Annotated in this window: 19 protein-coding genes; 12 read left to right on the top strand and 7 right to left on the bottom strand. The window is 72.1% G+C overall.

Annotation, left to right across the window (positions count from 1 at the left end):
• The first annotated feature begins 32 nt into the window (after positions 1–32).
• Entirely contained in the window at positions 33–578 is a 546-nt protein-coding gene (locus tag ACWDR3_RS04435; RefSeq protein WP_450350698.1) for a sigma-70 family RNA polymerase sigma factor, read from the top strand.
• Here ACWDR3_RS04435 and ACWDR3_RS04430 read toward each other — a convergent pair.
• Entirely contained in the window at positions 527–3,595 is a 3,069-nt protein-coding gene (locus ACWDR3_RS04430) for an AfsR/SARP family transcriptional regulator (RefSeq protein WP_450350696.1), read from the bottom strand. The genes ACWDR3_RS04435 and ACWDR3_RS04430 overlap by 52 nt on opposite strands.
• Before the next feature lie 149 nt (positions 3,596–3,744).
• Here ACWDR3_RS04430 and ACWDR3_RS04425 point away from each other — a divergent pair, with 149 nt between their 5' ends.
• The 4 genes from ACWDR3_RS04425 to ACWDR3_RS04410 all read left to right on the top strand — a co-directional run bounded on the left by ACWDR3_RS04425 (position 3,745) and on the right by ACWDR3_RS04410 (position 7,802).
• Positions 3,745–4,785 (top strand): FecCD family ABC transporter permease, encoded by a 1,041-nt coding sequence (locus tag ACWDR3_RS04425; protein WP_450350695.1) that lies wholly within the window; start codon positions 3,745–3,747, stop codon positions 4,783–4,785.
• Positions 4,782–5,855: a FecCD family ABC transporter permease gene (locus tag ACWDR3_RS04420; protein ID WP_450350694.1), complete on the top strand. Its 1,074-nt coding sequence runs from the start codon at positions 4,782–4,784 to the stop codon at positions 5,853–5,855. Before ACWDR3_RS04425 ends, ACWDR3_RS04420 begins: the two co-directional genes overlap by 4 nt.
• Before the next feature lie 70 nt (positions 5,856–5,925).
• Positions 5,926–6,735, top strand: a complete 810-nt coding sequence (locus tag ACWDR3_RS04415) for an ABC transporter ATP-binding protein (protein ID WP_450350693.1) — start codon at positions 5,926–5,928, stop codon at positions 6,733–6,735.
• A 26-nt stretch (positions 6,736–6,761) separates the two neighbouring features.
• Positions 6,762–7,802 carry an iron-siderophore ABC transporter substrate-binding protein gene (locus ACWDR3_RS04410; protein ID WP_450350692.1) on the top strand — a complete coding sequence of 347 codons (1,041 nt, stop codon included), beginning with the start codon at positions 6,762–6,764 and terminating at the stop codon, positions 7,800–7,802.
• Between the two features lie 21 nt (positions 7,803–7,823).
• Here ACWDR3_RS04410 and ACWDR3_RS04405 read toward each other — a convergent pair whose 3' ends face one another.
• Together ACWDR3_RS04405 and ACWDR3_RS04400 are read right to left on the bottom strand one after the other, a co-directional pair.
• A complete protein-coding gene (locus tag ACWDR3_RS04405) occupies positions 7,824–8,480 on the bottom strand; it encodes a response regulator transcription factor (protein ID WP_450350691.1) in 657 nt (218 codons plus the stop codon).
• Positions 8,481–8,515: 35 nt separating this feature from the next.
• The gene (locus ACWDR3_RS04400) at positions 8,516–10,306 is read right to left on the bottom strand and encodes a sensor histidine kinase (protein WP_450350689.1); all 1,791 of its coding nucleotides are present in this window, start codon (positions 10,304–10,306) and stop codon (positions 8,516–8,518) included.
• Positions 10,307–10,378: 72 nt separating this feature from the next.
• Between ACWDR3_RS04400 and ACWDR3_RS04395 the strand changes: the two genes are divergently transcribed.
• The 3 genes from ACWDR3_RS04395 to ACWDR3_RS04385 all read left to right on the top strand — a co-directional run bounded on the left by ACWDR3_RS04395 (position 10,379) and on the right by ACWDR3_RS04385 (position 14,611).
• Positions 10,379–11,050 carry a winged helix-turn-helix domain-containing protein gene (locus ACWDR3_RS04395; protein ID WP_450350688.1) on the top strand — a complete coding sequence of 224 codons (672 nt, stop codon included), beginning with the start codon at positions 10,379–10,381 and terminating at the stop codon, positions 11,048–11,050.
• Positions 11,051–11,115: 65 nt separating this feature from the next.
• A complete protein-coding gene (locus ACWDR3_RS04390) occupies positions 11,116–12,540 on the top strand; it encodes an ATP-binding protein (RefSeq protein ID WP_450350686.1) in 1,425 nt (474 codons plus the stop codon).
• Positions 12,541–12,682: 142 nt separating this feature from the next.
• Positions 12,683–14,611, top strand: a complete 1,929-nt coding sequence (locus tag ACWDR3_RS04385; protein WP_450350684.1) for a glycoside hydrolase family 9 protein — start codon at positions 12,683–12,685, stop codon at positions 14,609–14,611.
• Here the strand turns inward: ACWDR3_RS04385 and ACWDR3_RS04380 are convergent.
• A complete protein-coding gene (locus tag ACWDR3_RS04380) occupies positions 14,574–15,608 on the bottom strand; it encodes a DUF4037 domain-containing protein (protein ID WP_450350682.1) in 1,035 nt (344 codons plus the stop codon). The two genes, ACWDR3_RS04385 and ACWDR3_RS04380, sit on opposite strands and share 38 nt — an antisense overlap.
• Before the next feature lie 70 nt (positions 15,609–15,678).
• The gene (locus ACWDR3_RS04375; protein ID WP_450350680.1) at positions 15,679–16,158 is read right to left on the bottom strand and encodes an N-acetyltransferase family protein; all 480 of its coding nucleotides are present in this window, start codon (positions 16,156–16,158) and stop codon (positions 15,679–15,681) included.
• A 218-nt stretch (positions 16,159–16,376) separates the two neighbouring features.
• Between ACWDR3_RS04375 and ACWDR3_RS04370 the strand changes: the two genes are divergently transcribed.
• Positions 16,377–16,928 (top strand): DUF1062 domain-containing protein, encoded by a 552-nt coding sequence (locus ACWDR3_RS04370; protein ID WP_450350679.1) that lies wholly within the window; start codon positions 16,377–16,379, stop codon positions 16,926–16,928.
• Between the two features lie 59 nt (positions 16,929–16,987).
• Here ACWDR3_RS04370 and ACWDR3_RS04365 read toward each other — a convergent pair whose 3' ends face one another.
• Positions 16,988–17,914: an aminoglycoside phosphotransferase family protein gene (locus tag ACWDR3_RS04365; RefSeq protein WP_450350678.1), complete on the bottom strand. Its 927-nt coding sequence runs from the start codon at positions 17,912–17,914 to the stop codon at positions 16,988–16,990.
• Here ACWDR3_RS04365 and ACWDR3_RS04360 point away from each other — a divergent pair.
• The 3 genes from ACWDR3_RS04360 (at position 17,913) to ACWDR3_RS04350 (ending at position 23,304) form a co-directional block, all read left to right on the top strand.
• Positions 17,913–18,581 (top strand): rhomboid-like protein, encoded by a 669-nt coding sequence (locus tag ACWDR3_RS04360; RefSeq protein WP_450350676.1) that lies wholly within the window; start codon positions 17,913–17,915, stop codon positions 18,579–18,581. The genes ACWDR3_RS04365 and ACWDR3_RS04360 overlap by 2 nt on opposite strands.
• Before the next feature lie 9 nt (positions 18,582–18,590).
• Positions 18,591–19,997, top strand: coding sequence for an NAD(P)/FAD-dependent oxidoreductase (locus tag ACWDR3_RS04355; protein ID WP_450350675.1), 1,407 nt, complete (start codon positions 18,591–18,593; stop codon positions 19,995–19,997).
• Positions 19,998–20,085: 88 nt separating this feature from the next.
• Positions 20,086–23,304: a Tat pathway signal protein gene (locus ACWDR3_RS04350; RefSeq protein WP_450350674.1), complete on the top strand. Its 3,219-nt coding sequence runs from the start codon at positions 20,086–20,088 to the stop codon at positions 23,302–23,304.
• Between the two features lie 79 nt (positions 23,305–23,383).
• Here the strand turns inward: ACWDR3_RS04350 and ACWDR3_RS04345 are convergent, their stop codons facing one another.
• Positions 23,384–24,886, bottom strand: coding sequence for an MFS transporter (locus ACWDR3_RS04345; RefSeq protein ID WP_450350673.1), 1,503 nt, complete (start codon positions 24,884–24,886; stop codon positions 23,384–23,386).
• Positions 24,887–24,903: the final 17 nt, after the last annotated feature.

The raw sequence follows: 24,903 nt of genomic DNA, 5'->3' as shown, positions 1-24,903 counted from the left end.
TCCGATCCGGTCCCGAGGAGCAGGAGCACACCATGAACATGACGGTCATTGGTTCGGCCAGCTCGTTGTCCGCCGAGGAGCGAGCACTGCGCGACCTCTACCTGGAGCACGGTCCGGCGCTGCACTCGTACGTGCTGCGCATGCTGGACGGAGACAGCCACCGCGCGGAGGACGTGGTCCAGGAGGCGCTGCTGCGCTGCTGGAACAAGCGGAACCTGATCGACGAGGACGGGATGGCGGTGCGCCCGTGGATGTTCCGGGTCGCCCGCAACCTGGTCATCGACGGGCATCGGACGCGGATGGCGCGGCCGTTGGAGATCGGCGGCGACACCTGGCTGACCGAGCTGGGCACCGAGGCGGACGACATCGAACGGATGCTGTCGTCGCTGGTGGTGCGCGACGCGCTGGAGACGCTGACGCCCGCGCACCGCGAGGTGCTCCTGGCGACGTTCTTCGCGGACCGCACCACCCAGCAGGCGGCCGAGACCCTGGGCATCCCGCAGGGCACCGTGAAGTCCCGGGTGTTCTACGCCCTGCGCAGCCTGAAGGTGGCGCTGGCGGAGCGCGGTCTGCGGTAGCCGGTGCGCCGCAGCGTGTCGGCGGCGCCCGGCGCCCGCTCGCCCGCGTCCAGTTCGCGCAGGTCCTGCCGGACCTCGTCGGCCTCCGCGTGGCCGCCCTCCGCCAGCAGGGCCAGCGCGGCGGACCACGCGGTGCGGGCCGCCCCGAGGTCGCCGGCGGCGCGGTGGGAGTCCCCGAGATGGCGCAGGGTGTCGGCCTCCAGGTAGCGGTTGTCGAGTTCCCGGTACAGGCCGATGGCGGTCTCGAACCGCTCGACGGCCGCGTCGTACCTGCCGAGCAGGTGCTGCGCCCAGCCGATGCTGTCGTGCGCGGCGGCCTCGCCGTTGAGGTCGCCGGCCTGCTGGAGCAGCGAGACGGACTTCGCGCAGTGTTCCAGGGCGTGTTCGGGCGCGCCCAGCCGGATGTACGTCCAGCCGATGTCGTTGAGGATGCCGGCCTCGCCGCTGCGGTGGCCCAGCGACTGGTACAGCTCACCGGCCTGGACGTAGTGGTCGAGCGAGTCGTCGTAGCGGCCCAGCCGGTCGGCCTGGTGGGCGAGGCAGCGGTGGGTGCGGGCCTGGCCGAGGGCGTCGCCGGCCTGCCGGAAGAGCTCCAGGGCCTGGTCCATGAGCCGGACCGCCTCGTCCGGATGGTCGAAGTGGGTGTGGCAGAAACCCAGGCCCCGCAGGGCGTGCGCCTGGCCGATGGGGTCGCCCAGGGCGCGGGCGGCGTGCAGCGCGGCCTTGTTGATCTCCATCAGGTCGTGCCGGTAGCCGAGCCGGTCGAAGTGCAGGTCCAGGGTGAACGCGATGCGCCAGGCGTGGTCGTGATGGCCCTGGTCGGCCGCGTACTCGACGATCGCGCGCAGCACATGGCGTTCGGTGCGCAGCCAGGCGGTCGCCTGTCGGCCGTCGTCGAACCGCAGCGGCTCGCTGCCCGGGGTGCAGCGGGGCAGGGGGATCCGGTCGCGGAACGGGCCGAGGACGGCGGCGGCGTGGTCGGCGGTGTGCAGACAGTGGTCCAGCAGCCGAAGGTGCGCCGCCTCCTGTTCCTGCGGGCTGTCCTGCTTGGCGATGAGTTCGCGGGCGTAGGCGCGCAGCAGGTCGTGCAGGACGAACCGGCCCGGGACCCGTTCGATGAGCAGGTTCGCCCCGGTCAGCTCCGTCAGCAGGGTGCGGACCCGGGGCCGGTCCACGCCCGCCAGCGCCGCCGCGGTCGCGGCGGCGATGTCCGGTCCGGGGTGCAGGGTGAGCCGCCGGAACAGCCCGGCGGCCTCGGGCGACAGGGCGCGGTACGACCAGGAGAAGACGGCGCGTACGTCCGAACCGGTCTCCTGGCCGACGAACGCGTCGAGGCTGCCGTGGTCGCGGCGCAGCTCGGCGGCGATGTCGGCGAGCGGGAAGCCGGGGTGGTGCGCGGCCCGCGCGGCCACGATCGCCAGGGCCAGCGGCAGCCGGGCGCACAGCTCGACGATGGCGTCGGCCGCTTCCGGCTCGGCGTCGACGCGGGCACCGCCGAGCCGCTGGACGAGCAGTTCGCGCGCGTCCTCGGCGCTCAGCAGACCCAGCGTGAGGGGATGAGCCCCGTGCTGGGCGACCAGGCCGGTGAGCCGGCTGCGGCTGGTGACGATGACGAGACAGCCGGCCGCGCCCGGCAGCAGCGGCCGTACCTGCTCGGTGTCGCGGGCGTTGTCCAGCATGATCAGGACCCGGCGGTCGGCCAGCACGCTGCGGTACAGGGCGGCCTGCGCGTCCAGCCCCTCGGGGACGTCGTGCGGGGCCACACCGAGGGCCACCAGGAAGTTCGCGATCGCCTCGCCGGGGTCCATCCGGGCACCGCCGGGGTCGTAGCCGTGCAGGTCGACGTAGAGGCTGCCGTCGGGAAAGCGGTGGGCGACGCGGTGGGCCCAGTGCACGGCGAGCGTGCTCTTGCCGGCGCCGGCCATGCCGTCGATGACGACGATGGCGGACGCGGCGGTGCTCGCGCGGTCGCCGTCGGCCGGCAGGGCGGAGGCCTGGGCGAGTTCGGCGCGGCGGCCGGTGAACGTGGCCAGGTCCGCGGGGAGTTGGGAGGGACGCACCGTGGCGCGGGGGCGGTCCGGCGCGCTGTCGCCGGGCGCCGGTCCGGCCGGGGTGCCGGGGCGGTACGGGGCGGCCGTGCCCGGCTCGGCTGCCTCGTCCGCCCGGTCCGGGTGGGCTGCCCCGCCCGGTCTCTCCCGGTCGTCCTCGAACGCCGGCCCGCGCGGGGGCGGCAGTAACAGGTCGGGGTCGCCGGCCAGCAGACGGGCGTGCAGGGCGCGCAAGGAGGGCCCCGGTTCGACGCCGAGTTCGTCCACCAGGATGCGGCGGGTGCGCGCGTACGCCTCCAGCGCCTCGGCCTGTCGCCCGGACCGGTACAGGGCGACGAGCAGCAGCTCGCTCAGGGTCTCGCGCAGCGGGTGCGCGTCGCGCAGGGCCAGCAGCTCCGGCACCGCCGCCTCGTGCCGGCCCAGCTCCAGCTCCAGGCGCAGCCTGAACTCCAGGGCGCCGAGGTGCCGTTCGGCCAGTTCCGTCCGCGAGCTCTCGGCGTACGGGCCGGGCACTCCGACCAGCGCGGGGCTCTCCCAGGCGGCCAGCGCGGTGCGCAGCAGCCGCAGGGCGGCGGCCGTCTCGCCGGCGGCCCGGTGCTGCTCCGCCCGCGTCACCGCCTCCCTGCAGTCGGCCGCATCACTGGAGACGGCGTCGGTGCGCAGGGCGTAGCCGTCCCGTACGGACAGCAGGAGATGGGACGGCCGTCCCGGCGCGCGGTCGGGCTCAAGGAGTCTGCGCAGCCGGGAGACGTAGGTACGCAGCACCGAGACCGCGCCCGGCGGCGGTTCCGTGCCCCAGATCCCGTCGACGAGGTCGGCCACACCGACCGCGTGTCCTCGGCGCAGGAGCAACATCGCGAGGACGGCGCGCTGTTGGGGGGAGCCGAGCTCCAGTTCCGCGGCGCCGCGCCAGGCGCGCAGCGGACCGAGAAGGGAGAACCTGAGGTGCGCCGTTCCGGTTTCCTCCACGGTCGAACACAGTAGCTGCCGCTTAGGTGAATCACAGCTGGATCAGTCATTTGCCGTCCGGTGCTCCCGCGGCGGTCAAATATTAGGTTAGGCTTACCTTTATTCGGAGAAGATCGCTCCGGTTTCCTGTCATGTCCAAGGACCCTCCCATGCGCCTCTCGCCCGCCCTCCCCGCGCCGTCCCGGCCGGGCGGCACGGTCGCGCTCGGCGCGGGACTCGCCCTGCTCGGGCTGCTGTTGCTGGTCGCGACCGGGCTGAGCCTGGTGGTCGGGTCCGGGCACGTGGCCCCGCACGACGTCCTGTACGGCGTCCTCGACCCGGACCGGTCCGTACGCGGGCAACTCGTCATCCAGGAAGTGCGGTTGCCGCGCACCCTGGCCGGGCTGCTGGCCGGCGTCGCGCTCGGGCTCGCCGGAGCCGTGATCCAGGGGCTGACCCGCAATCCGCTCGCCGATCCGGGGCTGCTCGGCGTCAACGCCGGCGCCGCCGTGTTCGTGGTCTTCGCCATCAGCGTGCTGTCGCTGACCGAGCCCGGTCAGTACATCTGGTTCGGCTTCCTCGGCGCCTGTCTCGCCGCCGTGCTCGTGTACGGGGTCGGCAGCCTCGGCCGCGAGGGCGCCACGCCGGTGAAGCTGGCCCTCGCCGGTGCCGCCACGACCGCCGCGCTGTCCTCCGTCACCAGCGCGATGCTGCTCACCGACAGCCAGACCTTCGACCAGTTCCGGTTCTGGCAGGTGGGCGCGCTCAACGGGCGTGACATCGATGTCCTGCGGCAGGCGCTGCCCTTCGTCGTGATCGGCGGAGTGCTGGCCCATGCCATGGGACCCCGGCTCAACGGGCTCGCCCTCGGCGACGACGTCGCCCGGGGACTGGGCCAACGGCTGTCCACCACACGGGCGTTGGGTGCGGTGTCGGTCGTGCTGCTGTGCGGCGCCGCGACCGCCGTGGCCGGACCGCTCGGCTTCGTCGGACTCGCCGTGCCGAACGCCGTGCGGCTGGTCACCGGGCCCGACTACCGCTGGATCCTGCCGTACAGCGCGCTGCTCGCACCGACCCTCGTGCTGCTCGCGGACGTCGTCGGACGGGTCGTGGCCCGGCCCGGCGAGGTGCAGGTCGGCGTGGTGACCGCGGCCCTGGGCTGCGTGCCCTTCATCTACCTCGTCCGCCGCTCCGCACGGGGCGCGCTGTGAGCGGCGACCTCGGGACCAAGGCCGACCAACTGGCCGTGTCCGAGGCGGCCGTTCGGCTCGGGCGGTTGCGCCGGCGCCGGCACAGACGCTTCGGCGCGGTCTGCCTCGGCCTCCTCCTCGCGGTCCTCATGATCCTGGTGGTGGCGTTGTGTACGGGGGACATCGCGCTGCCGGTCGGGGACGTCTGGGACACGCTGCTCGGCGGGGGCGATGCCGGGAGCCGGTTCGTCGTCGTCGAACTGCGCCTGCCGCGCGCCCTGTTGGCGCTGCTGGTGGGGTTCTCCTTCGGTCTGTCCGGGGCCGTGTTCCAGGCCTTGCTGCGCAATCCACTCGCCAGCCCCGACGTCATCGGCGTCAGCTCGGGCGCCGCCGCGGCGGCCGTACTGGCCTCGATGGTCTACGGCGTCAGCGGGATCGCGCTGTCCGGTACGGCGCTGGCGGGCGCGTCGGCCGCCGGTGCGGGTGTCTATCTGCTGGCCTGGCGGCGCGGGGTGAACGGACAGCGGCTCGTGCTGATCGGCGTGGGCGTGGGCACCGGTCTGTCGAGCATCGTGTCGTATCTGATGACGCGCTCGGAGGTCACCGAGGCGCAGAGCGCGTTCGTCTGGCTGGCGGGAAGTCTCAACGGGCGTTCCTGGCCGCAGTTCTGGCCGCTGCTCGGTGCCGTGCTCGTCCTCGTGCCGCTCACGCTCGTCGCGTCCCGGGCCCTGCCCGCACTGCAGCTGGGCGACGGTACGGCGGCGGGGATCGGGGCGCGGGTGGAGCGGGACCGGCTGCTGCTGCTCGGTTGCGCGACTGCGCTGGCCGGGGTGGCTACGGCCGCCGCGGGTCCTGTCGGGTTCGTGGCGTTCGTCAGCCCGCCCATCGCGCGGCGCCTGCTGCCGGGACACGGGGCGGCTCTGGTGCCGGCCGCGCTCACCGGCACGGCGTTGGTCGGTCTTGCCGACCTCGCCGGTCAACACGCCCTGCCGCACACGCAGTTGCCGGTCGGCGTCGTCACCAGCGTGATCGGGGCGCCGTATCTGCTGGTGCTGCTGGCGCGGGCCAACCGGGTCGGGCAGGGCGGCTGACGTGCGTCCATCCGACCTTCCTCGCCCGCCCGGTACGGGCACCCGTACTGACCCGGACAAGGAGACGACGGTGACCTCCTCCCACACGCTCCAGGCACGGCAGTTGAGCCTCGGCTACGGCGAGCGTGAGGTCGTCTCCCGGCTCGACGTGACCCTGCCGCCCGGGCGGATCACGGTCGTCGTAGGGCCCAACGCGTGTGGAAAGTCCACCCTGTTGCGGGCGATGGCCCGGCTGCTGCCGCCGCTTGCGGGATCCGTCCTGCTCGACGGGCGGGACATCCACCGGACGCCGACCAGAGAAGTGGCCGCCGCGCTCGGGGTGTTGCCGCAGTCGCCGGTGGCGCCGGACGCCATCGTGGTCGCCGATCTCGTCGGCCGGGGGCGCTATCCGCACCAGGGCTGGTTCCGCCGTTGGACGCGGGCCGACGACGAGGCGGTGGCCGCGGCGATGCGCGCGACGGACGTCCTCGACCTCGCCGACCGGTCCGTGGACGAACTCTCCGGCGGGCAGCGCCAGCGCGTGTGGATCGCCATGGCGCTGGCCCAGGAGACCGACGTACTCCTCCTCGACGAGCCGACCACGTACCTCGACATCAGCCACCAACTCGAGGTCCTGGACCTGCTCACCGACCTCAACCGGGACCGGGGCGTCACGCTCGCGCTGGTCCTGCACGACCTCAACCTCGCCTGCCGGTACGCCGATCACCTGATCGCGATGAAGGCGGGCCGCATCGTCGCCGAGGGCACTCCCGGCGACATCGTCACCGAGTCGCTGGTCCACGAGGTCTTCGGACTCCGCTCGGCGGTCATCCCCGACCCGGCGTCCGGCACGCCGATGGTCGTCCCCCTCGGCCGCCACCACGTCACGCCGTCCGGCTGACGGCGTACCGCACAGAAAGAGTCACCATGTCCCCGGACACCAAGTCTTCGCCCTCTCCCGCCCACCGCGCGCGCAGAACCCGGCGCGCGCTCACCGGCGTCCTCGTCCTCACGCTGCTGGGCGCGGTCGCCGCCTGCGGTTCCTCCTCGGACGACGGCGACACCGCGTCCGCCTCGACGTCGACATCCGCCTCCGGTGCCTTCCCCGCCAAGGTGGCCACCAAGTTCGGTACGGTCACGGTGAGTTCGCAGCCCAAGCGCGTGGTGGCGTTGGGCTGGGGCGACGCGGAGACCGCCCTCGCGCTCGGCGTGCAGCCGGTCGGCGAGAGCGACTGGCTGGCCTTCGGTGGTGACGGTGTGGGTCCGTGGGCCAAGGGTCTTTACGACAAGAGCCCGGAGAAGATCGGCACCCTTGAGCCCGAGTACGAGAAGATCGCGGCGCTCAGGCCCGACCTCATCCTGGACGTCAAGTCCAGTGGCGACCAGACCCGTTACGACACCCTGAGCAAGATCGCGCCGACCATCGGGGTGCCCAAGGGCGGCGACCAGTACAAGATCTCGTGGCAGCGGCAGACCACGATGGTCGCGCAGGCGCTGGGTCTCGCGGACCAGGGCGAGAAGCTGATCGCCGACACGGAGGCGAAGTCCGCGGCCGCAGCGAAGGCGCACCCGGAGTTCAAGGACAGGACCATCACGGTCGGGTCCCGCACCTCCAGCGGCTGGGGCGCCTACGTCAAGGGCACGGGCCGGATCGACTTCGTCCAGGCGCTCGGCTTCCGCAACAACCCGAAGGTCGACGCCAAGGCCGGTTCCGCGTTCTCCGTGCCGGTCTCCGAGGAGAACCTGGAGCTGCTGAACGCCGACCTCATCGTGATGGCCCCGATCGGCGTCAAGGCCGCCAAGATCACGTCCGATCCGCTGTACAAGTCGCTGCCGGCGGTGAAGGCGGGCCACTCGGTCGTCTTCGACGACCCGAACGTGAGCCAGGCCTTCGCCACCAACTCGGTTCTGTCGGTGGGGTATGCGGTGGAGCAGGTCGTACCGCTGTTCTCGGCGGCTTTGAAGTAAACGGGGTAGCTGAAGGAGCGGTCAGTCCGGTCCCAGCCCCGCGTCCCGCGCCAGCAGGGCCGCCTGGACCCGGTTCTCGCAGTGCAGCTTCGTCAGGATGCGGCTGACGTACGTCTTCACCGTGGCCTCGCTGACGTGGATGCGGGCGCCCGCGTCGGCGTTGGACAGGCCCTCGCCGAGGAGGGCGAGGACCGCCAACTCCCGTTCGCTCAGGGCCTCCAGGCGCCGTCGGGCCTCCTCGCCGCGCGCCGCCGCCCGGCCCGAGGCGAGCGAGTCGACGACGTGGCGGGTGGCGGCGGGCGACAGATACGCGTCGCCGGCCGCCGCCGCCCGTACCGCCTGGATCAGTTCGGCCGGTGCCGAGTCCTTCAGCAGGAAGCCGGCGCCGCCGTGGCTCAGCGCGCGCAGCACGTTCTCGCGCTCGCCGAACGTCGTCAGGATCAGGGGACGTACGGAAGGCGCCGCCCGCCGCAGTTCGGCCAGGGCGGACAGGCCGTCCAGCACGGGCATCTGGATGTCGAGCAGGGCCACGTCGACGGCGTGCGCGCGGACCAGTTCGACCGCCTCGCGGCCGTTCGCCGCCTCCGCGACGACGTCGATGTCGTCGGCGGAGGTGAGGATCATCCTGATGCCCGCCCGGATGAGCGGTTCGTCGTCCGCGACGAGAACCCTGATCACAGCTCTCCTGCAAGGTGGTCTTGGCTACGTCGTGGTTATGAGGTGCTCATGAAGGCCCGCTTCTCGATCAGTGTGCCGTCCCGGAAGCAGAAGCGGTAGGCGGGCACTTTGCTGCCCTCCTCCGGCCAGTCCCCGGTCGAGAGGTACGACGAGCAGGTCGCGCCCCTCGGTACGGGCGGAGCGCCGGCGTCCGTGTCCAGGGCCTCGGCCATGAACGACTTGCCGTGCGGCAGCCTGTCCCGGACGGCCGACTCGGTGTCGCCGACCTTCACCGAGCGGTAGACCGACGGATCGATCATGAGCTTGTCGGTCTCGTCGCCGACCAGCTTGACGACGAACACGACGGCCACCACTCCCAGAACCACGAAGGCCAGCAGCGCGGCGCCGCAGCCGATCATGACGCCCTTCTTCTTGCGTCCCATGGCGATGTCGAACTCCTTCTGCCTGTCCGGCGGACCGGACCAGTCGATGACGTCGCCACCGTCGCCGGGCGGGCCGCTCTCGCTCTGCCCCCGGAAGTCGTCCGTCGTATCGCCGAAGGTCGTCATCTCCCGCCCCGGGTAGGGCAGTACGCCCGCGACCCGGAACCCGCCGTCGGCCGCGGCCGACGCATGCACCATGCCGCCGACCAGCCGGGCCCGTTCCTGCAGCCCGGTCAGCCCCTGCCCACCGCTGACCGCGGGCTGCCGCCCCTCCCCGGCCGCCGCGGGCCCGTTGGCGACCTCGACCACCAGCGAGTCCGGCTCGTACCGCAGCTCGACGGCGATCGGGGCGCCCGGCGCGTGCTTGAGCGCGTTGGTCAGCGCCTCCTGCACGATCCGGTACGCCGCGTGGTCGGCGGCGGGGGCCAGGGGCCGTGCCTCGCCGGTGTGCCGCAGTTCCACGACCGCCCGTGTGCCCCGCGAGGCCGTGACCAGGCCGTCTATCCCCGAGACGCCCCGCGCGGCGGGTTCGGTCTCGCCCTCGCGCGCCCGTGCCGGGTCTGGGGTGCCGTCGCGCAGGATGCCGACGGCCTCGCGCAGTTCGTGCATCGCGGCGACGGACGCGTCCCGCAGGACGCCGACCGCCTGCCGCTGCACGTCCGTCAGGTCCCGGTCCACTTCGAGCGCGCCCGTGTGCACCGCGATCAGGGCGAGCTGGTGGCCGAGGCTGTCGTGCATGTCCTGCGCGATGCGCTGGCGCTCCCGCAGGCGGGCGTGGGACGCGATCATCTCGCGTTCGCGCAGCAACTGGGCGTTGTGCTCGTGCAGCGCGCGCAGCAGCCTGCGGCGCTGGGAGCGGTAGCGGCTGGCCAGGCCGGGCACGACCGCCGTCGCCAGGAACGCGAGCGTGGTGAACAGCAGCGTCTGGGACACGGACAGGACGAGGCCGGCCTGCTGATCGGCGAGGCCGAAGTGCTCCTGCTGGACGGAGACTCCCGCGCACAGGGCGTACGAGGCCGCGAACAGCGCGAGTGCGCGGCGCGGTGCCTCGATCCGGGAGCCCGCCGACCAGCTCGCGACCATCAGCAGGGCCCAGAACCCGCCGAACACGCCGTCGGCCGCACCGGCGAAGACGAGCACGCTGCCGGGGAACGCCCGCCGCGAGAGCGAGGCCGCCACGGCGGCCACCCCCACACCGACCGCCACCAGCGCGCCCTCGCCCTGCACGCTCACCATCGCGAGCAGCGCCAGGACGAGCGCGAGCACCGTCTCGCCGACGATCCGCCGCCAGGGCCACAGGTCCGCCGCGCCCAGCCGCTTCCGGACACCGAGGGCCTTCGTCGTCACGTTCACGCGCCCACGGTAGGCATCTCCGGCCGGGCGCACAGCATCCGTTCGTCGCATGCGGGCACGACGAAAGTCGCGGCCGCTCGGGGCCGGGCGAGAGGAACCCTCCTTACGTCTAAGCTCCGGGCCATGCGCGTATTGGTCTTGGAGGACGATCCCGAACTGGGACCCGTCGTCGCAGCTCAGCTGCGGGACGCGGGGTTCGCGGTCGACCTCGCGGGGACGCTGGCCGAGGCGGATCTCAAGCTCTCCGTCAATGGATACGACTGTGTCGTGGCCGACCGCTCGGTACCGGACGGCGACTCGCTCACCCTGCTCGCCGCGCGGCGCCGGGCCGGATCGGTGCTGCCGTTCCTCCTCCTCACCGCGCTGGACGCGGTGAGCGACCGGGTGGCCGGTTTCGAGCACGGCGCGGACGACTACTTGGTCAAGCCGTTCGCCTTCGCGGAACTGGTCGTGCGCGTAAGGGCGTTGTGCAGGCGTGAGCGACCCGCGCGCCCGCCGGTCCTGCGGGCGGGCGACCTGGAGGTCGACCTCCCTCGGCGCCGTGTGTCCAGGGCGGGGGTGCTGCTCAGCCTTTCCGCGAAGGAGTTCGCGGTGCTGGAGGTCCTGATGCTGCGCGCCGGCGAGGTGGTGACCCGCACCGAGCTGATCGAGAGCTGCTGGGACGAGGCGAGCGAGCCGATGTCCAACGTGGTGGACGTCCTGATCGGCCAACTGCGCCGCCGGCTGGGGCCGCCTGATGTGATTCGGACGGTGCGGGGGGTCGGTTACGTGCTGAGCGTGGATGGCGAGAGGTGAAGAGCCGAGATCCCGTTTCCGCCCCGTCGCCCGCCGTGGCTCGGTTGCGGCGGACCCGGCGGTTGATGACGCTGCTGTTCGCCTCGACCACCGCCGCCTGTCTCGTCGTACTCGCCGCGGTCGCGATCCGCATCGATGCCGGTTCCCGCCGTTCCGGCCTCGACCACGAGGTGGACAGTCGCGCGGCCGGTCTGTCGCGGGCGGTGTGGTTCGACGCGGGGGTGTTGCACCTGGAGCCGCTGCGGGAGGACGAACTTGCCCGGGGCGCCGAGGTGTTGGCCGTGTTGCAGGGGGCGTCGGGAAAGTCGCCGTCGGTGCGCACCGTCGTCCCGGCACGCTCGGCGCTGCCCGCCGCGGACCGGCTGGACGACGTCTGGCGGAGCGTCCTGGACGAACAGGAGACCGTCGTCCTCAGCGCGCCCTCCGCGCACGGCGCGCGGTTGCGGTGGGCGGCGGCGCCGGTCTGGGACGGCGACCGGATCGGCGCGGCCGTGCTGGTCGGCACGGAACTGGCCCGCAGCGAACACGACCACGACGTCCTCGTACGCTGGCTCGCCCTCGGCTGCACGGCGCTGGTCTGCTGCGCGGCGGCCGTCGGCCACCTGCTGTCCGGCCGGGCGATGCGCCCGGCGCTGCGCGGACTTGGCCAACAGGAACAGTTCCTGGCCGAGGCGGCACACGAACTCCGTACGCCGCTGGCGACCCTGCGGCTAGTGGTGGAACGGGGCGGTTCCTCCGACGAGGCGCTACGCCTGGTGGACCGGCTGAGCCGACTGGTCACGGGGTTGTTGGCCAGGGCCCGGCTGGAATCCGGGGCACAGCGGGTGGAGTTGGTGCCGCTGCGTCTTGACCAGCTGGTGGAGACCACGGTCGAGGAGTTGCCGGACCACGAGAACGTCACGGTGACGTCCGACCCGGCGGTGGTCCTCGGCGACCCGGACCTGCTGGCCCAGGCGGTCCGGAACCTGGTGGAGAACGCGCAGCGGCACGGGGGACCGGCCGGTTCACCGGTGGAGGTGACGGTCACGGCGGCGGGGGTGGTGACGGTACGGGATCACGGGGCGGGGGTGCCGGCGGAGGATCGGGAGCGGGTGTTCGGGCGGGGGGTTACCGGGGTGTCCGGGACGGGTTCGGGCGGCGGGCCGGGCTCGGGGGCAGGCGCCGGGTCGGCTTCGCCGGCCGCCCCGGGTATGGGGGTCGCCCCGGGGCGGAAGGGCGCTTGGCGGCGGAAGGGTGCCGCGGGTGCGGGAGCCGCGTCGGCTGCGGGGAGCACTTTGCGTAGGGGAGCCGCTTCGAGGGGCACTCCCGACATGAGCGCCCCTACAGGCGCCAGCGCCACCACAAGCACCAGCGCCGCAGGCACCGGGGCCGGCCTCGCCATCGTCCGTTGGGTCGCCGAGTTGCATCACGGCACCGCTCGCCTCGCGGACGCGCCCGGCGGGGGCCTGCTCGCCGAGTTGCGGATCCCGACGCACGTCACTTCGGCGTAGGACCAGGCGCCCCCGCATTGCCCCCGTCCCGCCCCTGCCTCACCCTTCTCTCGCCCTCGCCCTCGCCCTCGCCCTCGCCCTCGCCCTCGCCCCCCCACCCGTCCTCATCGTCATCTCATGAAGCCCCCGGCACCGTGAGTGCATGAACTCTTTGCGTAGCCCGGGGCTGGTGGTCGGCGCCGCTGTCGTAGGACTGGGCACTCTGCTCGTCGCTGTGAATGTGTTCGGCGTGCCCTTCGACGGCTCCCGTTCGGCCGTCTCGACCGACGTGGCCGTGCGGGTCGATCAGGTCGGTTATCTGCGCGGCGAGACGAAGCAGGCGTATGTGATGGGGTCGTCGAAGGCTCTCGCGGGCGCCCGTTTCAAGGTCGTCGACGTCGAGGACGAGGACAAGGCCGTCGCGGCGGGGCGGCTCGGTGCCGTGACCGGGCGTTGGAACGCCAAGTACCCCTCCGTGCGCACCGTCGACCTCTCCGCGCTGAACACCCCCGGCACCTACCGCATCGTCCTCACCGGCACCGCGGCCGGCCGCTCGCCCGCCTTCCGGATCGCCGGTGCGCGGGAGTTGATGACCCCGTTGGTCCGGGACAACGTCCGCTTCCTGCAAGCCCAGCGCGACGGAGCCGACGTGCTGTCCGGCGGTCCCCTCACGCACGGTCCGTCCCACCTCGCCGACGACGACGCGACCGTCTACGCCGACCCGGAGTACGACGAGGAGGGCGAGGAGCTTCTCGACGAGCGACTGACCCCGACCGGTGAGCAAGTCGACGTCTCCGGTGGGTGGTTCGACGCGGGGGACTTTCTCAAGTTCACCGGCACCACCTCCTACTCCGTCGCCGAACTCCTCCTCGCCCAACGGGAGTTGCCCGACATGAAGGAGCTGTCGGCCGAGGCCACGCACGGGTTGGAGTGGCTGGACAGGATGTGGGACGGGGACAGCGGGACGCTCTACGCCCAGGTCGGCATCGGCGCGGGCAACGACGCCGTACGGACCGACCACGACGTATGGCGGCTGCCGGAGGCCGACGACCGGCTCGACGTGTCACCCGGCGACCCGGACTACACGATCAAGCACCGCCCGGTCTTCCGCGCGAACGACCCGGGCGAGCCGATCACCCCCAGCCTGGCCGGACGCGTGGCCGCGGTCTTCGCCCTCGCCGCGCAGCGGGTCGCGGACACCGACCCGGACGAGGCGGGGGAGTGGCTGGAGAAAGCGGCCGCCGTCTACGACCTGGCCGACACCGGCCACGACCCCGACGAACCGCTCGTCACCGCCTTCCCCAGCACCTTCTACCCCGAGGACTCCTGGCAGGACGACATGGAGTTCGCGGGGGCCGAAATGGCCTTGGCGGCACGGATGTTGGGCGACGACCGTGAGGGGGAGTGGACCGAGGACTCCGCCCGCTGGGCCCGCGCCTATCTCGACTCCGACGTCAAGGGCACCCTCAACGTCGCCGACGTCAGCGCCCTGGCCCACGTCGACCTGGCCACCGCCCTGGACGGCACCCGCAGCAACGGCGTGGCAGCCGCGGACCTCCACGAGGACCTGCGCCGCCAACTGGACGACGGCGTCGATCGCGCCGGACACGACCCGTTCGGAGCGGGCGCGGTCTACGACGACTTCGACGCCGTACCGCACACCTTCGGTCTCGTGGCCACCGCGCGCCTCTACGCCAAGGCCACCGGGGACACCCGTTACGCGGCCTTCGCCGGGCGGCAGCGCGGCTGGGCGCTCGGTGCCAACGCCTGGGGCACCAGCTTCATGATCGGTGCCGGTGAGGTCTATCCGCACTGCCCGGAACACCAGTTGGCCAACCTCCGCGGCAGCCTCGACGGCAAGGGCGCCATCCTGCGCGGCGCGGTGGTCAACGGACCCAACGCGGCGGAAAAACTGACCGACTTGAACGGCTTCCCCACCATGAAGAAGTGCTCCGCCGGCCCGCCGGAGGGAGCCTGGACCGACTTCGACGGCAAGGGCGCGCGGTACGTGGACGACGTGGGCGCCTGGCAGACGGTGGAGCCGGCGCTGGACTTCACGACGACGGCCCTGCTGGCCTTCGCGCTGACATAGCGGCCGCATACACCGCCCGCGCCAGCTCCGGTCGGGTCAGCACCTCCGCGCTGTCGACGAACTGGTCGACCGAGCCGACGAGTTGCAGCTGTTTGACGGCCGGGTCGCTGATACGGGCGGTGAGGGCGCGGGTGAACCGGTGGGGCGGGGCGGTCGGTTCGACGCGGTCGGTCAGCCCGAGCTGGTTGTGCAGACCGGCGACGGTCTCGTAAGCCTGGGCCAAGTGCTTCTCGCGGCCGTGCCGGTCGCCCGCCGTCACGGCCGCGGTCAGCACCGGCGTGAGGCGGTGGCCGGCGGAGGTGTGCGCGAAGGCGGTGCCGAGCCATTTGCCGTACGGCGGATAGCGGCGGTCCATGAGCAGGCACAGGCGCATCAGGTCCCGTACCAGCCGGGCCGCCGCGACCGCGGAGCCGATCTCGTCGCCGACCTCGCCGCAGCGGCCGACGAGGGCCTCCTCGCGGGCGACGCGCTGCCACTGACAGGCCAGGACGTGCAGCCAGATGTCGTGCGGGTACCAGCGCAACGCGGCCCGGGCGCGGGCGAGTTCGCCGAGTCCGTCATGGAAGACGGCGCCCGCGGTGACCTCGGCGAGCAGTTGGGTGGGGGTCGCGAGCCAGTCCTGCGGGGTGAGGTGCGCGGGGTCGAAACCGAGCGTCGCGGTGAACCAGGGCGCGGTGTGCGTGACTTCGACTCCGGCGCGGACCGGGCGGCCGTGGAAGGTGTCCGGGAGGTGCTCGGCGAGGACGTGTCTGATGCGGCCCGCGGTGCGGGGGACGTCGTGACGGTGGAGGAAGAGCTGCAGGCGGAGAGGGCGCGCGCGGTCGGGGGAGCGGCCGGCCGTGTCGAAGCCGAGGACCTCGGAGCCGCTGCCCAGGCGGGCGGCGGAGTGGGGGATGCCCGGGGCGGCTTCCTCCAGCAAGGGGCGTACCGCTTCGATGTATAAGCGCCGGGAGAGCTCTAGACCCGAAAGGAAGGGCGGCATATGCGTGTTGCTCATGTCGGGGAGCCGTGCCCATTCTGTGGACGGGCATGCGGAACCTTCACATAGTCGCCCCAGCTGACCCCGCTTACCCCGCCGCCCCGAGCTTCGCCAACGCCCCGTCCGTCAGCCGGTACACCGTCCACTCGTCCTGAGGCCGGGCGCCGAGGGACTCGTAGAAGGCGATCGACGGGGTGTTCCAGTTCAGGACGGACCACTCCAGGCGCTGGTAGCCGCGCTCGACGCAGATACGGGCCAGTTCGGTCAGCAGGGCCTTGCCGTGGCCGGCGCCGCGGGCGGTGGGGCGGACGTAGAGGTCCTCCAGGTAGATGCCGTGGACGCCGCGCCAGGTCGAGAAGTTGAGGAACCAGAGGGCGAAGCCGACCGGTTCGCCGGTCGTGTCGTCGACGGCGACATGGGCGTACGCGGCGGGCCGCTCGCCGAACAGCGCCTCGCGCAGCTGCTCCTCGGTCGCCTTCGCCTCGTGCGGGACCTTCTCGTACTCGGCGAGTTCGCGGACCAGGACGCGGATGACGGGGATGTCGGCGGGGGTGGCGGTACGGATCATGTCTGAAGGCTAGAGCCTGCGACCCGGCGACGAGGCCCCCGAAAACCGGTGGACCACCGTCGCCGCACGCCCCTACCGTGCTGCCGGACCGAGTCGTCTGGGCAAGGACGTGCCGTTGTACACCGTGTGAGACCTCCCGAGCGCTGAATCGTCGCGCGTCGCGCAAGTGCGCCGCGCCCCTTTTTGCTGCGGACTTCTCACAGAGACGGTGTTTCTCCGTGCTCGAAAACTGGGTGGTCATGCCCACCTGCCTCCCGCTCGTCCGCCGCCGCTGCCACGCGTGCGCGGCGGAGACCTTCCGGACCGGCGGAAAATTCCGGGTCAACGCCCATCACAAGCTCATCGACGGCTGGCTCCTCGCGCTCTGCACCGGGTGCGGGGAGACCACGAAGCTCACGGTCCTGGAGCGGACCAACGTGCGCTCCCTGCGGCCCGAACTGCTGGCCAGGATGCACGCCAACGACCCTTCCCTGGCAGCCGAGTTGCTCCAGGATCCGGTCGTGCTGCGCCGTAATCGCATCGCCTTGGACTGGACCGGCGCCTGGCGGCTCGACACCGGCGGCGCATCGGACCTTCTCGACCGCGAGGTGGTGGACATCTCGGTCCGCTTCGCGGCGCGGATCCCGGTCCGTCCGGTGCGGCTGATCGCCGAAGGGCGCGGTCTCTCGCAGGCCGAGGTGGAGCGGCTGATCGAGGAAGGGAAGCTCGTCTCGGCGGTCCGGCTGACCGCCAGGCTCACCGGCGACTTCACCTTCACGCTCAAACGCTGAGCCCACCTCGGGTCCAGTGACCAGGGCCTGTCCGGCGGGACCTGCCGCCGGACAGGCCCCTAACCGACCCCGCCCACCAGCAACCGCCGCCCGATCTCCACCTGCTCCTCCTCCAGCGACCGCCCCTCCTCCACCTCCCACAGACAGTTCTGCAGCACCCGGCCGAGCGTCCAGGCCCGGGCCCGCTCCCGGTCCAGGCCCAGTACGTCCGTCATCGCGTCGAAGCGCCAGCGGACCTCGGCCGGGTCGAAGCGGTTGTCGATGGCCGGGAGGAGGTCGAAGCCGGGGTCGCCGGCGAGGGGTTTGGGGTCGATGGCGAGCCAGGGGGCGCGGTCGGCGCCGAGGACGTTCTCGAAGTGCAGGTCCCAGTGCAGGAGCCGGTCACCGGGGGTGTCGGCCACCTCGCGCACGGCGGCCGCGCAGTCCGCGACCAGTCGGCGGTCGGCGGGATCCGGGATGCGCTCCAGGGTCCGGGGCGTCCGCTCCAGCATGGCCTCCGCGATGTCGCCCAGGCGGCGCAGGCCGGCCGGGGCTGGCCCCGCGGTCAGGTGGGCCAGGAGATCGGCGATGACCAGGACGGCCTCGCGGGAGTCGGGTACGTAGGACAGCATGCGGGCCGGGTCGAGGCGCTCCAGGAGCATCGTGCCGGTGGGCTCGTCGTGGTCCAGCAGCCGTACCGCCCCGTCGCCGTCCCACACGCGCAGCGCGACCGGCTCGCCCACGCTCTCCTCGTCCAGGAGCTGCAGCTTGAGCACGGCCGGCACGCCGTCCGCCCGCACCACCGGCAGCACCAGCGCCGAGACCCCGTGCATCGCCGGACCGTCGAGGCGCAGCCCCCACCGGTCCAGGAACGAGGCCGCCAGATCGGGCAGCCCGGCCACGAAGTCCCGCCCCACCGCCCCGTTGTACTTCTCCTGCGCCGCCGCCAGCCCGCCCGGAATGTCGATCACCCCCGCGACGATACTTGCGTGCGTGAATCGGCTCATGCGAATTGATCGGGGGCGGATCGACCGGGGGCTGAGGAGGGTGGGCGCGTACGTCCGCAGCGCGCCCGGGACGTACGCCTGGCTGGCCATCCTGTTCGTCACGACCGTCGCCATGCACCACATGTCGCCGGAGTTCGAGCAGGAGTTCCTGCGGCAGCGGTCCACCAACATCAACGAGCTGTCGGACAACCCCGTGCGGGTGCTGGTGCAGAGCGCGATGTGGATCGACGGCGGCCGCTGGGTGCCGTACGCCGTCCTCTACACCGTCTTCCACGCGCAGGCCGAGCGCTGGCTCGGCACCCTGCGGTGGCTGACGGTCTGCGTGGCCGCGCACGTGCTCGCGACGCTGATCAGCGAGGGCGCGCTGCTGCGGGCGGTCAACGAGGGCATGGCCCCGCACTCGGCGCTCAACACCCTGGACATCGGCGTGAGTTACGCGCTGGCCGGTGTCGTCGCGGTGCTGACGTACCGGATCCCGGCGCCCTGGCGGTACCTGTACCTGGCGGTCGTGCTCGGCGTCTACTGCTACCCGCTGACCTCCACGCCCACCTTCACCGATCTCGGGCACTTCGTCTCCGTACTGATCGGGCTCGGGTGCTATCCGCTGACGCGGGGGCGCGGAAAAACACGGAATCCGAAGGAGACAAGGGCTCCGGTCAAGGGTTAGCGTCACTGTATGGGCACCTCGGCGACCGATATCGTCAACGGCGGCATCTCCTTCTGGTACGCGGACGACGGCCTCCCCGCGGTGCGCCCGCCGCTCGCCGGGGACGCGAGCGCCGATGTCGTGGTCGTCGGCGGCGGCTACACGGGACTGTGGACCGCGTACTACCTCAAGAAGGCCACGCCCGGTCTCCGCGTCACCGTGCTGGAGCGGAAGTTCTGCGGCTACGGCGCTTCCGGGCGCAACGGCGGCTGGCTCTACAACGGCATCGCGGGCCGCGACCGGTACGCGACCCTGCACGGCCACGAGGCCGCCGTACGCCTCCAGCAGGCCATGAACGACACTGTCGACGAGGTCATCGCGGTCGCCGAGGCGGAGGGCATCGAGGCCGACATCCACAAGGGCGGGGTGCTCGAAGTCGCCCGCACACCCGCGCAGTTGGCCCGCCTGAAGGACTTCCACGCGCACGAGCTCTCGTACGGGGAGCAGGACCGCGAGCTGTACGGCGCCACGGAGACGGCCGAGCGGATCACCGTCGCGGACGCGGTCGGCTCCTCCTGGACCCCGCACGGCGCCCGGCTCCACCCGGCGAAGCTCGCGAAGGGGCTCGCCGCGGTCGTGGAGGACCTCGGCGTGACGATCCACGAGTCGACGCCGGTCACGGAGATCCGGCCGAAGCACGCGGTGACGCCGTACGGGACCGTCCGCGCGCCCTACGTCCTGCGCTGCACCGAGGGGTTCACCGCCGACCTCAAGGGCCAGAAGCGCACGTGGCTGCCGATGAATTCGTCGATGATCGCCACCGAGCCGCTCACGGAGGAGCAGTGGGCGGCGCTCGGCTGGGCGGGGCGCGAGACGCTGGGCGACATGGCGCACGCGTACATGTACGCGCAGCGCACCGCCGACGGCCGTATCGCGCTCGGCGGGCGCGGGGTGCCGTACCGCTTCGGATCCGGTACCGACAACGACGGGCGGACACAGGAGACGACGATCGAGGCGCTGCGCGACCTCCTCGTCCGCTTCTTCCCCTCCCTCGCCGGGGTCGCCGTCACCCATGCCTGGTCGGGCGTCCTCGGGGTGCCGCGCGACTGGTGCGCGACGGTCACCCTGGACCGCTCGACAGGGCTCGGCTGGGCGGGCGGATACGTCGGCTCGGGCGTCGCCACCACCAACCTCGCGGCCCGCACACTCCGCGACCTCGTGCGATCCGACTCCGGCGAGAGCGGCCCGACCGAGCTGACCGAACTGCCCTGGGTGAACCACCGGGTGCGCAAGTGGGAGCCGGAGCCGCTGCGTTGGCTGGGCGTGCAGGGCATGTACGCCACCTACCGGACCGCGGACCGGCGGGAGTCCGCCACGCACGCCGCGCGGTCGTCCCGGCTGGCCCGGATCGCGGACCGGGTGTCCGGCCGCCACTGAGGCTGCGGAGACCTCCTGAAACCCACGGGTGCGCTGTCGTACCCGTGTGCGATCATCGCCCCAAAGGCCGATGATCCAGGGGGAATTCATGTCCGACACCGCTGGCTGTCCGAGACCCGGGCACAGACGGTTCACCACTCTCGCGGCCCTGGTCGCGCTGCTCGCCGGACTGCTTTCGCTGACCGGAGCGGGCACCGCCGAGGCCGCCGACCCGGAGTGCGCGCCGCTCGCGCTCGCCTCGTTCGGCGACCCGGGGGACGCCCTCAACAAGGCGAGCGTCCCGATCGACGGAACTGCCTGCTTCACCATGGCCGCCCCGGCGGCCGGCCGCTACCTGGTGACCCTCGACGACAGCAGCAGCGCGTACGCCCGCCTGTTCGCCGCGGACGGCACCGAAGTCGACTGCTACGACGAGCAGTTCTCCGAGGCGGGCCGCTGCGATGTCCCGACGGCCGGCGACTACACCCTCCAGGTCGTCAACAACGGCTGGTCGGACATGGAGATCCCGTTCACCGTCGTCCCGCTGAGCTCGGCCACGGAGGGCTGCCTGGCGCCGGTCTCCACGGCCTGGGACGTGCCCTCGCCGGTCCGCACCTCGGCGAGCCGAGTGGAGATCGACTGCCAGGAGTTCGAGGGCACACCGGGCGAGCGTGTCCTGCTCAGCCGGGCCACCGAGGTCTACGGCTTCGTCCTCGCGTGGATCACCGACTCGACCGGCGTCCGCGTCTGCCCGCGCATCACGGAGGACGACGAGGACACCCTCAGCTGTGTGCTGCCCGGCACGGGTCCCTACCGGCTGATCTCCCGGGTGACCGAGTCGGAGCACGGCTTCCCCGCCGCGTACACGGCCCGGGTGCGTTCGCTGTCCGACCCGCAGGGCTGCCGGACCGCGTCCGTACGCCCCTTCGGAACCCTGGAGGGCCTGGACTTCCAGGCCAACCCCTGCTTCACCTTCACCGTCGGCAAGGCCGGCCGGTACCTGGTCCACGAGATCGACGACGACTCCGCGAGCCCCGCCCTCGTCTACGACGCGGCCGGGAAGATCGCCTGCCGGGAGAGCGACCCCTGCCGGCTGCCGGCCGCGGGCACCTACACCGCCGTCATCGGAGTCTCCGACAGCGGTGACGACGTGATCGTCCTCGACCAGGCCTCCGACGCAGGCTGCGTGTCGACCGGAACCGGCGTGTACAAGGGCGAGTTGAGCACGGTCGGCGAGTACGACTGCCTGACCCTGGACCTCCCGCAGGGCGCCTCCATCGCCGCGCTCACCCCGCTCGCCGCGTCCGGCGTGGACGCCGAGTTGGCGGTCTACGACGCGGACGGCCTCGTGCTGTGCGACGAGACGAAGCTGTCGGACGGCGACTGCGAGCTGACCGGCCGGGCCCCCTACCGGGCGCTGGTGCACACCGACGACTCGGGCGAGGACGCCACCGGCCCCTACACGATCGCCTTCCACCGCACCGACGCGGCCGGCGACTGCCCGGTCCTGGCCGCCGGCAGTTTCACCGCCGACGGCGCCAAGGCCGCCTTCGCCACCGGCGGCGGTGTCTTCTCGCAGTGCATGACGATCCCCGCCTACTCCCACACGGGCGCGGAGCTCTTCCAGCTGATCGGCACCTCCGGTGGCGTACCGGCGAAGTTCTCCGTGCTGGACGCCACCGGCAAGAAGGTCTGCGACCGCACCGCCACCACCAACGGCTGGACGGTCTGCACGCTGACCCCGGGCGTCGCCCACACCGTGCTGGTCACCGGCCGCGACCTGCCCGCCACGTACACCCTGAGCCGGCGTGACGTGACGGCGAGCGCGTCCTCGGTGGGCTGCGTGCAGGGTGCGGCCACGAAGGTGGGCGGGCCGTCCACGACCGTCGCCCAGGGCGAGCCCGGTACCGTCAGCTGCCGTCAGATCACCACCGACGCGGCCACCGACGTCCTGCACGTCAATGTGCGGGACGCGCTGGGCACCGCCAACACCGCCGTGCTGGACGGCGCGGGCAAGATGGAGTGCTCCTTCGCCAACCGCGCCTGCACGGCCACCGGTTCGACCGTCCACCAGGTCCTCGTCCAGACCCCGGCCACCCTCAAGGCGGCCCCTGAGTACCACCTGGACGCCCTGCGCATCGCGACCGCGGCCGGCCCCGCCCCGGAGTGCACCAGGGTCCCGTCGGTGTCCTACGGCTACGGGCCGGTCACCGGAACGCTCGACGAACAGCACAGCGCGGTGTGCGCGGTACTGCCGACGGCCGGGTACGACCGCTTCGACGCGGAGATCAAGGACACCGCCGGCGGCACCGAGACGGCGGTGCCCTCGCTCTACAACGCGCAGTGGGCCAACGGCTGTTACGGGTCCAGCTCCGGCTACGCGTGCTCGGCGGGCGGCTCGACCAGCGGATCCGCGCCCTCGCTGCTGGTGCTCGGCCTGCCGGAGAAGACGTCCACCACCGCCTACAGTGCCAAGCTGACCTGCGCGTCCTCGCTGTGCGGCCCGGACAGGGTGGCCGTCAGCGCGGTGAGCCCCGACACGGGCGTGTCCGGCACCAAGACCACGCTCACGGTGACCGGCACCGCGCTCCCCGCGACCGCCACGGTCCGGCTGTACCTGAACGGCACGACCGTCACCGCCAAGACCGACTCGGTCTCCGCGGACAACCGCACGCTGACCGCGACCCTCGACCTGACCGGCGTCACGCCCGGCACCTGGAACGTCAGCGTGTTCGCCGGGTGCTGCGAGTTCCAGCGCGGCACCTTCACCGTCACCCAGGCCCAACTGACCAACACCGCCGCCCCCAAGATCACGGGCACGGTCAAGGCCGGGGCCAAGGTGACGGCGGCGCCCGGCAGTTGGTCGGCCGCGCCGTCGTCGTACACCTATCAGTGGAAGGCGGACGGTACGGCGATCAGCGGCGCGACCGCGTCGACGTACACCGTCCCCGCCTCGGTCGTCGGCAAGAAGCTGAGCGTGACCGTCACCGCGGTCAGGAGCGGGTACCGGAACGGCACGGCGACCTCGGCGGCCGTGACGGTCGCCAAGGGGGACGCGCCCAAGGCGAGCAAGGTGCCGGTGATCAGCGGGACGGCGAAGGTCGGCAAGACGCTGAAGGCGACCAAGGGGACCTGGAGTCCGAGCCCGACGACGTACTCGTACCAGTGGTACGCCAACGGCAAGGCGATCAGCGGTGCCACCAAGACCTCGCTGGTGCTCAAGGCGGCCCAGAAGGGCAAGAAGATCACCGTGAAGGTCGTCGCCCACCGCACCGGTCACAAGGACGGGTCGGCGGTGAGCAAGGCGACGAAGGCGGTCGCCAAGTGACCTAGTCGAGTGCGGTAGTCGGGGGAGGGGGCAGGGGGCCGCGTGGATCGCGGCCCCCTTTCTCATGCCACCGGATTCCTCACGCGACCGACTCGGGCACCGCCGCTTCCGCCGGTGCGCCCTGCTTGGGCGGCTTCGCCGTGACCATCAGGCCCGCGACCAGACCGGCCAGCAGCATGATGCCGACGGCGCACCAGATGGCGACCGTGTAGCCGTGCACGATGCCCTCCCTGGTGACCAGGGCGCGCTGGGCGGGGTTGTGGAGATGTGCGGCGATGTAGGTCGCGCCGCTGGTGGTGGCGATGGTGTTGAGCAGCGCCGTACCGATCGAACCGCCCACCTGCTGCGAGGTGTTGACGGTCGCCGAGGTCACGCCCGCGTCCTGCGGGGCGACTCCGGCGGTGGCCGTGGAGAACACCGGCATGAAGGTGAGTCCCATGCCCAGGCCCATCAGGAGCAGGGCGGGCAGGATCTCGGTGGGGTAGTCGGAGTTCACCGTCATCTGGGTGAGGATCAGCATGCCGCCGGCGGCGAGGACCATGCCGGGGACCATCAGGGCGCGCGGCGCGACACGGGGCAGCAGCCGGGCCGAGATCTGCGTGGAGCCGATGATGATCGCGACGGTCAGCGGCAGGAAGGCCAGACCGGTCTTCACGGGCGAGTAGCCGAGGATGACCTGGAGGTAGTAGGTCATGAACAGGAACAGCCCGAACATGCCGATGACGGCGAGCCCCATGGTCAGGAAGCACCCGGCACGGTTGCGGTCCTTGACGATGTGCAGCGGCAGCAGGGGCGACGGCGCCCGCGTCTGCCACCACACGAACGCGACCAGGAGCGCCACCCCGCCGAAGATCAGCCCGAGCACCAACGGGTCGCTCCAGCCCCGGGGTTCGGCCTCGCTGAAGCCGTAGACGATCGCGACCAGACCGCCGCAACCGAGCACCACACCAGGCACGTCGAGCCGGGCGCCGCTGTGTCCCGGCCGGTCGTGCAGCAGCGCGAAGGCGCCGAAGACGGCGACGACCGCGATCGGCACGTTCACGTACAGGCACCAGCGCCAGTCCAGGTACTCGGTGAGCAGCCCGCCGACGATGAACCCGATCGCCGAACCGCTGCCCGCCAGCGCTCCGTAGATGCCGAAGGCCTTGCCGCGTTCCTTGGGGTCGGTGAAGGTCGTCGTCAGCAGGGAGAGCGCGGAGGGCGCGAGCACGGCGGCGAAGACGCCCTGCAGCGCGCGGGCGCCGAAGAGCATGCCCGAGCTGGTGGCCGCGCCGCCCAGCGCGGAGGCGGCGGCGAAGCCGATGAGCCCGAAGATGAACGTCCGTTTGCGGCCCACCAGGTCGGCGATCCGGCCGCCGAGCAGGAGGAGCCCGCCGAAGGCCAACGTGTAGGCGGTGATGACCCATTGGCGGTTGCCGTCGGACATGTGCAGGTCGGTCTGGGCGGACGGGAGCGCGATGTTCACGATGGTCGCGTCGAGCACCACCATCAACTGCGCCAGCGCGATGATCACCAAGCCCCACCAGCGGCGGGGATCGGCGTCCACGGGCGGGCCGTTCTCACCTGTCCGGGTGCCACTCATCTGGCCAGAAGACCATG

Source organism: Streptomyces sp. NPDC001002 (assembly GCF_053599215.1).
Note: the sequence above shows the minus strand (reverse complement) of the source record. Positions and strands in the feature narration are given on the sequence as shown.